General features: G+C 66.4%; 12 protein-coding genes and 1 pseudogene. 10 read left to right on the top strand and 3 right to left on the bottom strand.

Annotated elements, in window-relative coordinates:
• Positions 1-69 precede the first annotated feature (69 nt).
• A complete protein-coding gene (locus ACFVGY_RS26725; RefSeq protein ID WP_385681541.1) occupies positions 70-207 on the bottom strand; it encodes a hypothetical protein in 138 nt (45 codons plus the stop codon).
• Between the two features lie 566 nt (positions 208-773).
• Here ACFVGY_RS26725 and ACFVGY_RS26720 point away from each other — a divergent pair.
• Positions 774-923: a hypothetical protein gene (locus ACFVGY_RS26720; protein WP_359939513.1), complete on the top strand. Its 150-nt coding sequence runs from the start codon at positions 774-776 to the stop codon at positions 921-923.
• Between the two features lie 187 nt (positions 924-1,110).
• A pseudogene (locus tag ACFVGY_RS26715) lies at positions 1,111-1,613 on the top strand (transposase family protein); the annotation flags it as partial.
• A gap of 359 nt (positions 1,614-1,972) precedes the next feature.
• Here the strand turns inward: ACFVGY_RS26715 and ACFVGY_RS26710 are convergent.
• Both ACFVGY_RS26710 and ACFVGY_RS26705 read right to left on the bottom strand, forming a co-directional pair.
• On the bottom strand, positions 1,973-2,257 hold the full coding sequence (locus tag ACFVGY_RS26710; protein WP_385681538.1) for a hypothetical protein: 285 nt from the start codon (positions 2,255-2,257) through the stop codon (positions 1,973-1,975).
• On the bottom strand, positions 2,254-2,400 hold the full coding sequence (locus ACFVGY_RS26705) for a hypothetical protein (RefSeq protein WP_385681537.1): 147 nt from the start codon (positions 2,398-2,400) through the stop codon (positions 2,254-2,256). The genes ACFVGY_RS26710 and ACFVGY_RS26705 overlap by 4 nt, the downstream gene beginning before the upstream one ends.
• A 541-nt stretch (positions 2,401-2,941) precedes the next feature.
• Between ACFVGY_RS26705 and ACFVGY_RS26700 the strand changes: the two genes are divergently transcribed.
• From ACFVGY_RS26700 to ACFVGY_RS26665, 8 genes are all read left to right on the top strand, one after another.
• The gene (locus ACFVGY_RS26700) at positions 2,942-3,736 is read left to right on the top strand and encodes a hypothetical protein (protein ID WP_385681535.1); all 795 of its coding nucleotides are present in this window, start codon (positions 2,942-2,944) and stop codon (positions 3,734-3,736) included.
• Between the two features lie 179 nt (positions 3,737-3,915).
• Positions 3,916-4,323 (top strand): hypothetical protein, encoded by a 408-nt coding sequence (locus tag ACFVGY_RS26695; RefSeq protein ID WP_385681533.1) that lies wholly within the window; start codon positions 3,916-3,918, stop codon positions 4,321-4,323.
• Positions 4,320-5,420 carry a hypothetical protein gene (locus ACFVGY_RS26690; RefSeq protein WP_385681531.1) on the top strand — a complete coding sequence of 367 codons (1,101 nt, stop codon included), beginning with the start codon at positions 4,320-4,322 and terminating at the stop codon, positions 5,418-5,420. The genes ACFVGY_RS26695 and ACFVGY_RS26690 overlap by 4 nt, the downstream gene beginning before the upstream one ends.
• A gap of 158 nt (positions 5,421-5,578) precedes the next feature.
• The gene (locus ACFVGY_RS26685; protein ID WP_385681529.1) at positions 5,579-5,779 is read left to right on the top strand and encodes a hypothetical protein; all 201 of its coding nucleotides are present in this window, start codon (positions 5,579-5,581) and stop codon (positions 5,777-5,779) included.
• Positions 5,776-6,426, top strand: coding sequence for a hypothetical protein (locus tag ACFVGY_RS26680; RefSeq protein WP_385681527.1), 651 nt, complete (start codon positions 5,776-5,778; stop codon positions 6,424-6,426). Before ACFVGY_RS26685 ends, ACFVGY_RS26680 begins: the two co-directional genes overlap by 4 nt.
• Positions 6,427-6,942: 516 nt before the next feature.
• The gene (locus ACFVGY_RS26675; RefSeq protein WP_385681525.1) at positions 6,943-7,842 is read left to right on the top strand and encodes a hypothetical protein; all 900 of its coding nucleotides are present in this window, start codon (positions 6,943-6,945) and stop codon (positions 7,840-7,842) included.
• Between the two features lie 171 nt (positions 7,843-8,013).
• Complete coding sequence (locus ACFVGY_RS26670) at positions 8,014-10,194, top strand: hypothetical protein (protein ID WP_385681523.1); 2,181 nt, start codon at positions 8,014-8,016, stop codon at positions 10,192-10,194.
• A 44-nt stretch (positions 10,195-10,238) separates the two neighbouring features.
• Positions 10,239-13,153, top strand: a 2,915-nt coding sequence (locus ACFVGY_RS26665) for a hypothetical protein (protein WP_385681521.1), incomplete at its 3' end; no start/stop codon positions are given.

Below are 13,153 nucleotides of genomic sequence, written 5' to 3'. Positions count from 1 at the left end.
GCGCAGTTGGCTGATTGCGCTGAGATATTCAGTTGTCCGTCATGCCCCCATCCGGATCGGCTTCGCCGATCAGATGATTTTCTCTTTCAGTGCTTCATCCGAATCAGCTGCGCTGATCGAATGCGTCGTCATTCCGAGCCCCGGATCGGCTTCGCCGATCAAACTCGCGTTCTTCGCCGAGCAACCGGCCACTCCCGACCAGACCACGGCGTGATGTCCCCTGGCTCGGCATTCACTTGACCTGCGCCAAGGCGTGCCTTCTAGGGGTTCTGATGCGGGATCATGTCGGCACGGGGCGTCATCATGAGTCGACGAGTTCCGAGACAGCCGCGCTGACCGAATACCTCGCCATTCCGAACCCCGGATCGGCTTCGCCGATCAACTTCACTTGACCTGCGCCAAGGCGTACCGCAAAGGGTTCTGATGCGGAATCATGTCGGCATGGCTCGTCATCATGAGCTGACGAGTTCCGAGACAGCTACGCTGACCGAATACCTCGTCACTCCGAACCCCGGATCGGCTTCGCCGATCAAAATCACGCTCCTCGCGAGCAACCGACCACTCCCGACCAGACCACGGCGCGACGCCCCCCAGCCCGGCAACGAGGTTGGACGACCGGCGGGTGCTGAACGGAATCGTGTGGAAGCCGCGGACGGGGTCGGCGTGACGTGACGTGCCGGCACGGTACGGGCCCTGGAGGACCCTCTACATCCGTTTCCGCAGGTGGGTGCTGGACCGGACGTTCACGCGAATGCCGGCCGCCCGTGCAGGCCATGAGGGACGCGACCGGTGACGGCTGGCTGGTGTCGGTCGACTCCACGGTCCCGCGGGCCCACCAGCATGCCGTGGGCGCCCGTAAAAAGGGGCAGGGCGGCGGGACGAAATATGTGATCACGCCCCTGGACGATCCCCAGGCGCACTGACCACGAAAGTCCACCTGTCCTGCGACGGCCGCGGCCGGCCTCTCGGCTTCGTCCTCACCGGCGGCAACGCCGCCGACTGAACCCGCTTCGAGGAGGTCATGGACACCGTCAAGGTCCGCCGGGCCGGCGGACAAGAGCCACAGCTCCCGGCAGCCGTCACCATCCCGCAGACGTTCACGGCTTGCGGATGGATCGGTTCGTGAAGCTGGTGAGAGTGGTGCGGGAGCGGGGCGGGAAGGGACCCGGTGGCGGCCGACCGTGATGTTTGCTGCCGCTGGCGGGCCGTCTTCTGCCGGTGGCGGTGTACTACCGCACGAACCTCACGATGCGGCAGCCGGCCCCGCTGTTCGGTATCTCCTCGGCGACGGTCGGCCGGGTCATCCAGCGGCTGAGGCCGTTGCCGGCGCTGGAGCCGGCAACGCGGCCCGTCGCGGACGTACACCCGGCTGGTCATGGCATCGGCCCGGCCGGCGCCGAGAACAAGGCCGATGCCCACGTGTGGCGGGAGTCGAACCTGTCGGCCGTGGCCGCCGGGACGACGGTGATCGGGGACGTTGCCTACCTGGGCACCGGGCTGATCACCCAGCACCACAGAAGGGCCGGTCGGCCCGTTGCGTGGGGCAGGAGGGGGACAACGCCGGACACCGGCGGGTCCTTGCCTGCGTCGAGCACACCTTCGCCCGGATGAAGACTCGTACGTGTCCGAGATCCGTGATCTCGACCCCGCGGAGCGTTGCGGTGATGAACCAGAACACCAGGGCCATTGCGAAGACGAGGAATGACGGACGGCACGACACCGGGCCGGCGGATCAGGGTGAAAGACTGCCGCGGCACGGGGCGGCGCGGAAGGTGTCCCCGCTCGCCCCGAACCAGGGCGGTCACCCAGTCGAGCGGGCCGGGCTCGATCAGGACCGGGTGCTGCTCGCCTGTCGCCGGGGCGGTGACTGTGGCGATCACGGGCGCTGTGCCCTCCGGGTCGGTGGGTTATCCGTCGGCCAGCTCGGCGAGCGCCTGGGCGAAGTCGGCGGCGGCCGTGGTGGTCTCGGTGCTCATGCGTCGGCTTTCGTTCGCTGGGCGATCTCTTCGTCGAGTAGGTACGCCTCGCCCCACGGGTTCGGCTCCTCGACGGGGCGGCCGTGCCTGATGTCGCGCAGCCGTTCGCGGCGGCGGTCCTGGACGTAGCCGCGGCAGAGCCGGGCGTCGTGCTGGGAGGTGGGCCAGTTCGAGGCGGTCGCGCACCACCCGCAGTGCGGCGTGCGGGTCAGGCCACGCCGTATGGCGAGGGTGAGCAGAGTGGCGGCGCAGCCGAGCAGCGCGCCGATCGCGAGCATCATGTCGTGTCTCCGTCCGTCGTGGTGGTGTTGGCGGCGAGGAAGACGGCGGCGGCATCTTCACTCGTGTCGTATGTGAGGTCCTCGGGTGCCTCTTGGACCTTGCGGTTCGCGGCGGTGGCAATCCACCACCGGGATGGGTTCACAGCCTCGGTGCTGACCGGTTGGGGCCGGCGCTTGCTGCGCCCTGGCGGGTCGTACCCCAGGCAACGCCAAGGTCTGGGTGGTGCGCGCCGTGCATTGTCCGGCGCTCTCCTTCCGAAGTGGACACGCGTCAGAGCGTGGCCCCCTGCATGAACTCCCGGCCTCCGGCGATGGACGCGAGCACTGCGCCGAAGGTCCGAGGGAGCCGACCGCAGCAGGTCGAGGCCATCTCGACTGCGAGGCACGGCAGTTCCTTGCACCAGGCTGCGCCCTGCTTTCGCAGAGCCCTCCGGATCAACTCTGTTGATCCCCAAGCGCCAGACGGGCCCGCAGGCACTCTGCGCAACCGAGTCCCGCTCTGTGCAGCCTCTACAACCCCCTATCGCGCGACATTCTGACTCACCACAGACCATCATTGAATGGCCACTCGAATAAGATACCCTCAGAGACCAGTGGATCCAATCAGACTGGTCGGCAACAGGGGATGCGAGGCGAGAAGAGATGAGGACCTGGAGGACGAGGAAGGTTGGACTCTCCACTGCGGTGCTGACTGCGGGCGTTGTGCTCGTCGGGTGCTCCGGCGGCAACGACGGAACGGCCAAGGAGGCGCAGCCGTCGCCTGTACCAAGCCCGACCGCGAGCACAGCCAAGGTCGCCGACACGGCTCTCGGCAAGGCGCTGGACAAGCTCGCCTTCCAAGGCGCCGGAAGCTCCGGAAAGAACAGCGGAGCTTGCCTGGGTAGCGCGGTGCGGAAGGCGGGAATGTCGGAGAAGGCGCTGGCCTACATCATCAAGGCCGACAGCGACGACATGGGCACGGTCATCGGCGGACTGAACAAGGTGAGCGAGGACGACGCCGCACTGCTGGCCTCGCGGTCGCTGCGCGAGGACTTCGACGGATGCGTCAGCGAGGCCGTACTTCCGAACAGCGGTAGCCCCAAGGCCCAGAGCTACACGCCGCCGGAGGCAGCCGCGAAGCCAGTGGTGGGCAAGCCGAACCTGAAGCCTGCCTACCCAGTCCGCGCGGATCAGCCAGTCAGCTCTTCCATCGAGCTCACCAAGGGCCTGGTCTCGATGTTCTCCTCCTACGCCCGTGACGAGAGCCAGAAGAAGACCTACGCGGCGGCCGGCCAGTGCCTGGCGACCTCGGTGTACAAGGCAGGCTTCAGCCAGGAGACGCTGCACTTCCTCGCCGGTGGTGCGCCGCTCGGCACCGGGTCAATCGTCGACCACGTGCCGAACGACAAAGACAAGGCGATCTGGCAATCCCCGAGGTTCACCCAGGAGCTTGTCGACTGCACGGCGAACGCGACGCCGACTCCCCTGTCCGGGCCCTGAGCGGGCGCTCATCAGACTGGCCCACCTGCTGCGGCAGTGCGTGGCAAGGGGGCTGACTGGGCGCGTCTTCGACTCTGCCGATGCTCGACAGGAAACAAAAAGAGTGGCAGATCTCTTATCCACCAGCGCCGATGGGGCGACTTCACGGATTGGCGAGGCAAGGCATGGAGAAGCCGCAGATGACGGCCGCACACGAGTTGGACAAGACGACGCAACCTGTACGCGGCGCGAGGAAAAAGCCGTCGGGCGGGACACAGACCGGCAGCGGTGGCCGCCAGGGCGTGTTCGTCCGGCTGAGCTCGGACGAGAAGCAGCGCGCGGAGTACTGGGCCGACAAGCGCGGGTTCTCCTCGGTGAGCGAGTACGTGGCCGAGGCGGTGGTCGAGAAGATCCGGCGCGAGAACCTCGACTATGACCTGCCGACCCTGGAGATCGCGCGGCTCAATGAGCTCGTCGATCAGGTCGCGGCGCTGGCGAAGAACTCGGCGAACCTCGAACGCGTCGTCACCACGGGCTTCGACTCGCTGATCGGGCTCACCCGCGGCGACAACTACCTGCTCGACGAGGAGGACGGTGAGCTCGTATGAGCCGGGACTTCGCAGAGATGCTGGAGGCGGCCACGCCTACCGACGAGGTGATGGATGTGGACACGTCCTTCCTCGACGCCTACCGGCGTGGTGGGAGCGAGGAGTTGAAGCGCGTCCAGGCTCAGGCCGCACAGCCTGGGCCTGCGGCGCCAACACCCGAGCCGGAGGTGCGGTTCGATGAGACCGGCGCCATCGACTCTCAACTCGGGGTCGAAGGTCCGCGGGCTGATCTCGACGGGGGAGCCGGAACGGATCGCCCGAACCTGGAGCAGAACCGCGAGCCCGACGTCGGCAACTCCGAACGCGCCGGCAGATCCAATCAGCGCGGTGGCGCCGGCGGCGGGCAGAACACCGCTGACGGGGTGCTCCCGGGCGGTGTGCCGGCGGGCCCTGCGGCCGACGACATCGCCCCACCGGACGAACCCGAGCAGGTGGGGCCCGGATCGCCGCAGTTCACCGGTGATCCGCGCGCCGCGCAGAGCGCGCCCTCGAAGAGGGGCTCGGGCAGTACAGCCGAGACCGCCACGCTCCCCCAGTCGGGCTTCCGGCTCGTCGGCATGCAGAGCCAGCCGCACATCAAGGCGCTGCCCGAGAGCGTCATGAACGCGCTGCGGGAGCAGCTGCGAGCAGCCGCGGTCCGTGAGCTGGGCGTGAGCGACAGCGCCGCTCGGGAGTTCAGCCGGCGGCTGAGCCAGGGCACGCTGGTGATGGCGTTCCTGTTGGCACAGCTCGACCTGCGCCTTGATGCCGATCCCGCCACCGAGCGCGCCGTGGAACTGTTCCGCTCCCGCGACCCGCTGCTGGGCAGCGTGTTGACACGGTTGATGAGCATCGAGGCTGTCGAACGCGAGCGGGACGGGCTGTTGCGCAAGCTGCGCGACGAGCTGGGCGAGGTGCGCCAGACCAGCGCGGTGATCGAGCAGGCGCTCGCATACTCCATCGCCGACCGCACGGAGAACTTCCTGCGGGGCTCGCACAACCTTCATGACGCGCCGATCACACACAAGGAAGCGATCCATCTCCGGGACATGGCCCGTGAGGCGACCAGGAAGCAGTCGAGGCTCGAACGCGAGCGGGAAGGGCGGCCGATCCGATGACCGTGAGGAGCAAGGAGAAGCTCATTTCCGTCCGTCAGCTCTGCAGGGCGTGGGGTTGTCGGGGCTCCGTGTCCAGGACCCGGGTGTGCGGACATGGCCGCGCCGGCCTCGCGCCCCGAGGACGCGCCACGCCTCACCGGCAGCCTCGTTCCACGCACGTGAAGCCCCAGGGCGCGCACGGCCCGAACCGTCCGGGTCCGAAGGTGCCCTCGTCGCTGGACGAAGTCGAGCGCAAGTACGGCAGCACGTACGGCAAGGCCGGGCTGGGCTCCAGCGACAAGGCGAAGTACCCGCTGCCGACCGAGAAGGGCCGGAAGCTCAGGCCGGCGCAGGCCGGCGAAATGAGCTCGCCACGATGACGGAGAACGCCTCGTCCATGCGCGCCAAGGTGGGCCTGGAAGACCAGGTCGGCGCCGCCCGCGCCGAGGGCGTGTGGCAGGCCGCTCCAGGTGGCCCGAAGAGGGTCGCCTTCAAGAAGGTCTGGTCGGGCCACGAGTTCAGCGATGACGAGGTGGCAAAGCTGCTCGCGGGCGAAACGATCTCGTTCGAGGCGAGGCCGAAGGAGAACAAGCCCTTCCCGGCCACCGGTGCGCTCGGCGTCGGCAACTTCAGGGGTCGCACGTTCGTCGGGTTCCAGCTGGAGGTGCCGGACAAGCCGACGAAGTGGTCCGGCCGGACGTTCACGCCGGCGGAGGTCGCGGCGCTCCTGGCGGGCCAGGCGCTGGAAATCGACGACTTCGTCAGCGCGCGGACTTGCAAGACCTTCGGTTGCAAGGTCACCTGGGACGCGAAGGCCAGGAAGATCATCCCTGATTTCGGCTCCGACGACGAGCCACCTCGGTCCTGGTGCCAGGTGACCTTCACCGATGCGCAGCGCAAGGACCTGGCGGCCGGTAGGACCATCCAAGGCACGGGTTTCGTCTCGGCCAAGGGCAAGACCTTCGACGCCCGCATCTCCTGGAGGAAACAGGGCGGCAAGAAGAAGATCGTCCCGTCGTTCGGTTGATGGCGGCCGGGTAGTGACGCGTGGGAGCGGGTCCCGGACCTCGGGGCCCGCTCCCGCTGCTGCCATTTCACCGACAGGAGGCGTCCGGTCCTGTCCTGTCCGGTCCGGACCGGACCGGACCGGTCAAGGAGACGCTGGTGCGGCGCCGGGCACGCCCCCCTCGGCACTCTGAGCCGGCAGTCCTCGACGCGATGTCGGTTCGTCAGGCCTCGACCAGAGCGGCTCCGCCGATGCGTTGGCCGTGCTCGGCCTGGGCGACGACGTTCCGCGCCTCGAGGCGGAAGCGATGGACTGAGCGCGACCGCTTCCGCGGTGCGACTGATCCGTCAGCCGTTCAAACAACACTCGATGACTCGGATCCGCCAGTCAGACTCGCCTCACGTCGCCATCCGACTCCCTTTCACTCTCGTTTCGAATGACTCGCCTAAGATAGGATGCCATTCGCGCGCCTCACATATGAAGGCTTCTCGACAGGTCGAGCAATGGCCATTGCGGTGGCAGGGGGATGGGAGATTCATGGCGAAACTGTCCTACAAGGTGCCAAGTTCGCTGAACAGGAGCTTCCTGGATCACGAGATCACGCTCAGCAAGGGCGGCTGGGCGGCGAAGCCCTCCCCGATCAAGCAACTGCTCTTCTTCGGTGGCGGCATCCTCGCCCTGCTGTGGTTCAGCACGTCGACGTTCGTCGCGAGCTCGGGCCCAGTCGCCATCACGTTCTTCGTTCTCTGGGGCCTGGCGGCGATCGCCTACTTCGGCGGGCTGATGAAGACGAAGGAACTGCGCATCATGCGGGTGCCGGCCTTCCTTGCCTACCTGCCCCGCAAGGCCCGCCACGTCTTCACCCGTCGCAGCTCGAACCCCACGGACTTCTACTCGATCGTCGGCATCGACGGGATCGACGAGGACGGGCTGATCCGTTTTTCCGACGGCGGCGAAGGCCGGGTCTACCTGGTTGTCGGCTCAGCGAGCTATCTGCTCTTCGACCAGGACCGGATCGGGATCCTCGACCGGGTCGACTCCTTCTGGCGCAAAGTCGAGACGACGTGCGAGCACAGCTTCATCACGACGAAGGAGCCGCAGCGGATCTACCACCAGGTGGCGAACCTGGAGCGGCGCAACCAGGCCCTTCAGCTCCGTGACCCCGATCTGATCGAGCTGCAGAACGAGCAGTACGACATCCTCACGCAGCACGTGGGCGGCAAGTTCCCCTCGATCCACCAGTACCTGCTGCTCAAGGGCAAGAACACCGACGCACTGCGCAAGGGACACCAAGTCCTCCAGGCCGAGGTCGGCGGCTCCACCCTCATGATCAAGGAAGCCACGATGCTCGACCGCGAGGAGGTCGAGCCGATGCTGCGGGTCTTCTACCAGGGCATCGACGACGAACTGCTCGACCTCAAGACGTCGCTGAACTGACAGCGCCAGGCCGACCCACACGACGAGGAACGAACGAAGGACACCATGGCGCTGATGACGAAAGTCCGGGCACAGCTCGGCGTCCCGGGAAAGAAGCCTCACGAGACGAATGAGAGCGGGGAGCTTCTGGTCGGTGATCTGCCCGCGGACGACGCTGCTCAGGCTGAGGGCGTGCAGACCACTGCGGCAGCTCACGGCGTGGCCGACGAATCCGCCGAGCCGAAGAAGAACTGGTGGCAGCGCCGCCGTGAGGTGAAGCACCTCCAGGGCGCATTCGACGCCTATCCGCATCTGCTCGCACTGAAGCCGAAGGAGAAGTACCTCTTCCGCTCCGACTACTTCGAGGTCGACGGCTCGGTCGCCTGCATCCTGGCGTACTTCCACGACGACGCCGCGCACGACAACTTCGCCGCCTTCTGGGGCATCGATCGGATCCCGGACGGTCTGGACGAGCGGGTCACCGCGGTCGTGCTTGAGCAGGTCAAGCGGATGGACGACAAGTGGATCGACTCTTATACGAAACAGTCCGAGAAGCTGGAACGGCTCGATGCCAACGAGCAGGAGGAGACGGGCACAACCTCCTCCAAGCGCAAGGCCGCGAAGATCTCCGGTGACCTCGGGGTCACGATCGGAGAGCTCCAAGACGGCGCGAGCTACCTCTCGGTGCACAACCGGCTCTTTCTCAAGGCACCGGATCTGGCGACCCTGGACGACACGATCGACCGGGTCACGCGCCTGTACATCGACCGCTTCGGCACGCTGAAGGCTGCGCCCTACGCCGGCGAGCAGCGCCAGGAGCTCTCGGGCCTGTGGAAGAACAACGAGAAGAAGAAGGGCAAGGGCTTCCACTTCACCTCGACCGAGCTGGCCGGCTCGTACTCACTGGTGACCAACGGCCTCAACGACAAGGGCGGCGAGTACGTCGGCTACATGGTCGGCGACGTCAACAACAGCGCCGTGCTCATGGACGTGAACGCCTACGCCCACCACGTGATCGTCGCCGACGCCACCCTCAGCGAGTACCTCGACCGCCAGCGGGTGGCCAACATGTGGTGCTCGAAGATCTCGCAAGCGACGCTGCTGAACAACGGCCAGGTCGTCCACCTCGTCCTTGACGGGGCGAACCTCGACAAGCTCGGCCCGAGGTTCGAGCGGCTCACCTCGCGCGTGGACCTGAACCAGGGCGACGTGAACATGTTCGAAATGTTCGGCGAGGAGGAGGACGAGCTGACGGTCTTCTCCGCTCAGATGGAGAAGCTCAAGCTGATGTTCGAGCAGCTCTACGAGACCACCGACGGTGCCGTCGGCTCGATCATCCGCAGTGCCCTCGAAGACACGGCCACGGACTTCTACATCGAGCAGGGCATGTGGCGGCACAACGCCAAGGAGCAGCGCAACCGCCTGCGCGTGGTGAACATCCCGCACACCCAGGTGCCGCGTCTTCAGATGTTCGTCTCCTACCTGGCGACCGCGCACAAGGCGCTGTTGAACTCCAGCAAGACCGACCCGGACCAGCTGCGCGCCTACAACGTGCTCAGAGGCATCGCCAACGCGATGCTGAGCACCAATGGCGACCTGTTCAACAACCACACGGCCTCGGCCGTGGACGGGGTCCGGGATTCGCGGCGCGTGGTCTACGACTTCTCGCGGCTCATGCGCCGCGGCAAGGGCGTGGCGATGGCGCAGCTGGTGAACATCGTCGGCTTCGCCGTCGGCAAGCTGGGCCTCGGCGACACGGTGATCATCCACGGCACCGAGCACATCGACGACCGGGTGAAGAAGTACCTCAAGGACCAGTTCGACCATATGCACGAGCGCGGCGGCCGGGTGGTCTACAGCTACAACGACGTCGACAAGATGCTGGCCGACAGCGACTTCAACAAGTTCGACGCTGCGGACTACACGCTCTTCGGCCCGATGCGCGACAAAACGGTGGCGGAGTACCAGAAGCAGTTGCACCAGCGGATCCCGCCGGATCTCGCCCGACTCATCACGACCAAGGACGAGAACCTCACGTACCTGCGCCGGGGTGTCTCCAACGTGGTCTTCCACCTGGATTTGGCACTGGGGATCAACCCCTACCGCGAGGCCCAACGCAGGCAGGTCCGACTGGAGGCGGCCAAGGCCGAAGAGACGGCGCGGATGGACTCGATCATGCACGACAAGCCGACGCCGGGCGCGAACCTCACCAGCATCCGGAAGCACAGCGAGGGCGACGGCGGTGGGGCCGACGCGGGCCAGGCTGACGCGATCAAGCGCAGCGACGGCAAGAGCCTGCAGCGGCCCGTGGACAACGCAAGGCGACCGGCAACAAGGCCCAGGCCCAGGCCCAAGAAGCTGGAAAAGACATGAGCGAGGTCGGCACCGATACGAGGACGAGGAGCAGAGGAGAGAGCATGAACCGGACGATCACGGCGGTGGCGAGGCTGCGTGCCCGGGCCGGCCACAGCGTGGGTGCAGTCCGCCCGGGCAGGCCCGCGCGCGGGCTCGCCCTCATGCTCCTGGCGGCGCTGCTCGTGCCGGTGTTCATGATGGCGACGTCTTCGCCGGCGTCTGCGGACGACAAGAAGGAGCGCGACAACTACAGCCTCTACCAGCTGGCCTCGAACGCGAGCTCGTACTTCAGCGAGAAGAACTCGCCGCAGAACGACAAGGGCATGCACGAGAACTGGAAGCCGGTCACGTCCAGCCCGGCCTCGGGCGGTTCCATTCTCGGCTACGCCGACCCGGAGTTCAGCCTGGGCAACATCGTGGGCTGGTTCTTCGCCGAGGTGTCGGGGTCCTCGCAGACCGTCACCTACGAGACCCTGGCCGCGAAGGATGACAAGGGCAACGCCAAGTACGCGGGCATGCTCGACTACGCGCACTTCGGGGCGGCCAACAACGACCTTGGCCTGGACACGATGTCCTCGGGCATCGGCGGCCAGATCGTGAGCGTGATCGGGGGGTCGATCATCTGGGTCCTCTACGCCCTGGCGCTGGCGGTCGGCACGCTGTTCTACGTCATCATCCAGTTCCTGAAGCTCGTCAACCCCTTCCTGTGGTTCTACAACGCGGTCGCGGCGGTGAATCCGACTTTCGCCGAGGGTATGACGGGAGGCGATACCGGAGGCGGCGCCCTCTCGGGTCTGCAGCACTGGATCAGCGGCTGGTACGGCTTGCTCGTCGACATCTCCTGGCAGGCGCTCGTGCCGATCTTCATCGGCTTCCTGCTCATCGGCCTGGTCCTGTTCAAGAAGATGGACCGTGGCTCGGCGATCAAGAAGCTCATCGTGCGCGTCGTCTTCATCGGCGTCGGCCTGCCGCTCGTCGGGTCGATGTACTCCGGCGTGCTCGGAAAGTTCGACGACTCCGTTCTCGGTCAACACGCCGGCCCGACGCGCGTCGTGCTGAGCACTTACGTCGACTTCGAGGCGTGGATGATGAACGACCGCCTGGGGATTCCGGACCAGGCCACTGTTTCCTGGGACGATGACCAGGCCAGCCCGGACGCGATGATGTCCGTGCGCACCAGTGCGCTGGCGATCAACAAGCAGTCCCACGGGGCGACGTTCAACGGCATCAACATCGGGACGAAGGCCAAAGACGCCGAGTCGGCTTGGAAGGACGGCACCGTATCCGTCAACGGAGGCCGTGCCTCGGACGACTTCAAAGCGGTGTTCTCGACCTTCGGGATCATCGGCAAGTACATCGCGAGCAACGAGATGGCAGCCTCCGACTTCGAGTCGGGGATCAAGACCTCGATCACGCAACTGGACGAGAGCTCGGATACCAAGAAGAGCTGGTTCGTCGACAAGGACAGCTACGGCGACGTGAAGCAGTTCGGTGAAGAAGAGGGGCCGAAGCCGGTCGATCACCCGGTGATCTCGACCGACGGCACGGGCTTGACCTCCTCTCGTCCCGGTAAGGACTCGACGGTCTTCACGACGACGGGGACGAAGGGTGGCTGTGGCTTCACGGTGGGCAAGACACCCTCCTCGTGCAACCTGTCTCCCCTGGCGGCGTACAACTACCTCAACACCGGGTTCCACCCCGGCTCACTGGCCATGTACTCGTCCAACAACGCCACCAGCGGGTTCACCCGCGAGAACCACATGGCCGTCAGCCAGGTGGGCACGGGGCCGGCGAAGTTCATGTACTGGAGCAACGCGGCCACGGTCCTGGGCTCCATCGTCCTGCTCGGCTTCTGGTACGCCATCGGCATGCTGGCCGGGGCGATCAAGCGGACCTTCGGCCTGGTGGCCGCCGTACCGTTCGCGACGCTGGGCGCCCTGCAGGCGATCGCCAAAGTGATCGTGTACTCCACAGCGATGATCATGGAAGTCCTCGTCACGCTGTTCGTCTACCAGTTCGTCTCGGAATTCCTGATCTCGGTCCCGGACATCATGGCCGGCCCCGTGTCGAGCTTCATGAGCCCGGGTGGCTTGTGGGGCAACGCCGCGCTCGGCGGGATCATCGTGGTGGTCCTGACCCTGATCTCCTCGCTGGTGATCATAGGCATCACCTTCGCCCTGCTACGGGTGCGCAAGACTGTGCTGCAGGCGATGGACGAGGTGGTCACCAAGCTCGTGGACAAGTTCCTCGAGACGAACAGCACGCCGAAGCCCGACAAGGGTGGGCTGATGCCTGCTCTGGCCTCGGGTGCGGGGGCCGGCGCGGGTATGGCCATGGGCAACAAGCTCGCCAACGGGTTCGACAGCAAGACCAGCGGTCCGGCGTCCCCGAGCGGGGGCAAGCCCACGGGCAAGACGGCGTCGACGAACGCCGGCGGCACGAACGGTGGCGCCACGGAGTTGACGTCCGGTAAGCAGCAGCTGACCCTCGAGGGTGGCGGGCAGGATGGACCGGATGGACCGGACAGTCCCGCGCTGGATGGTGGTCCTGGTGGGAGTGGCTCCGGCGGCGGCAGTGACGGCGTCAAGGCTCTGCCGGGCGGCACCGGGCCCGCCGGTGTTCTGGGCACGCCCGGTCACGACGGACCCGCGGACAAGGGTGGTCCGCTGCAGCTGACGAGTGGCGGAGCGGGCAGCTCGCGCTCGGACAAGCAGACGGCGCAGGGTCTGAGCGCCCAGGGTGGCCTGTCGAACCTCGGGTACACCGCGGACGGCCACAAGGTCATCCAAGGTGAGGTACTTTCCTCGTCGACGGACCCGTCGAGTTCTCGTGGTGGTGCTCAGGGCGAGAGCGGCGCCAACGGCGCTGGTTCCGTCCCGACCAGCGGAGCCCGTGGGGCTGTCGCCGGTCAGACGGGACCGACGCAGTTCGGCGCGGGTTCCCAGGGTGCGCAGAGCCAACAGGACGGCAACCAGCA

Origin of the sequence: Streptomyces sp. NPDC127106, assembly GCF_042677605.1 — a bacterium.
Lineage (GTDB): Bacteria > Actinomycetota > Actinomycetes > Streptomycetales > Streptomycetaceae > Streptomyces.
This window is presented reverse-complemented; position numbering and strand designations above follow the sequence as displayed.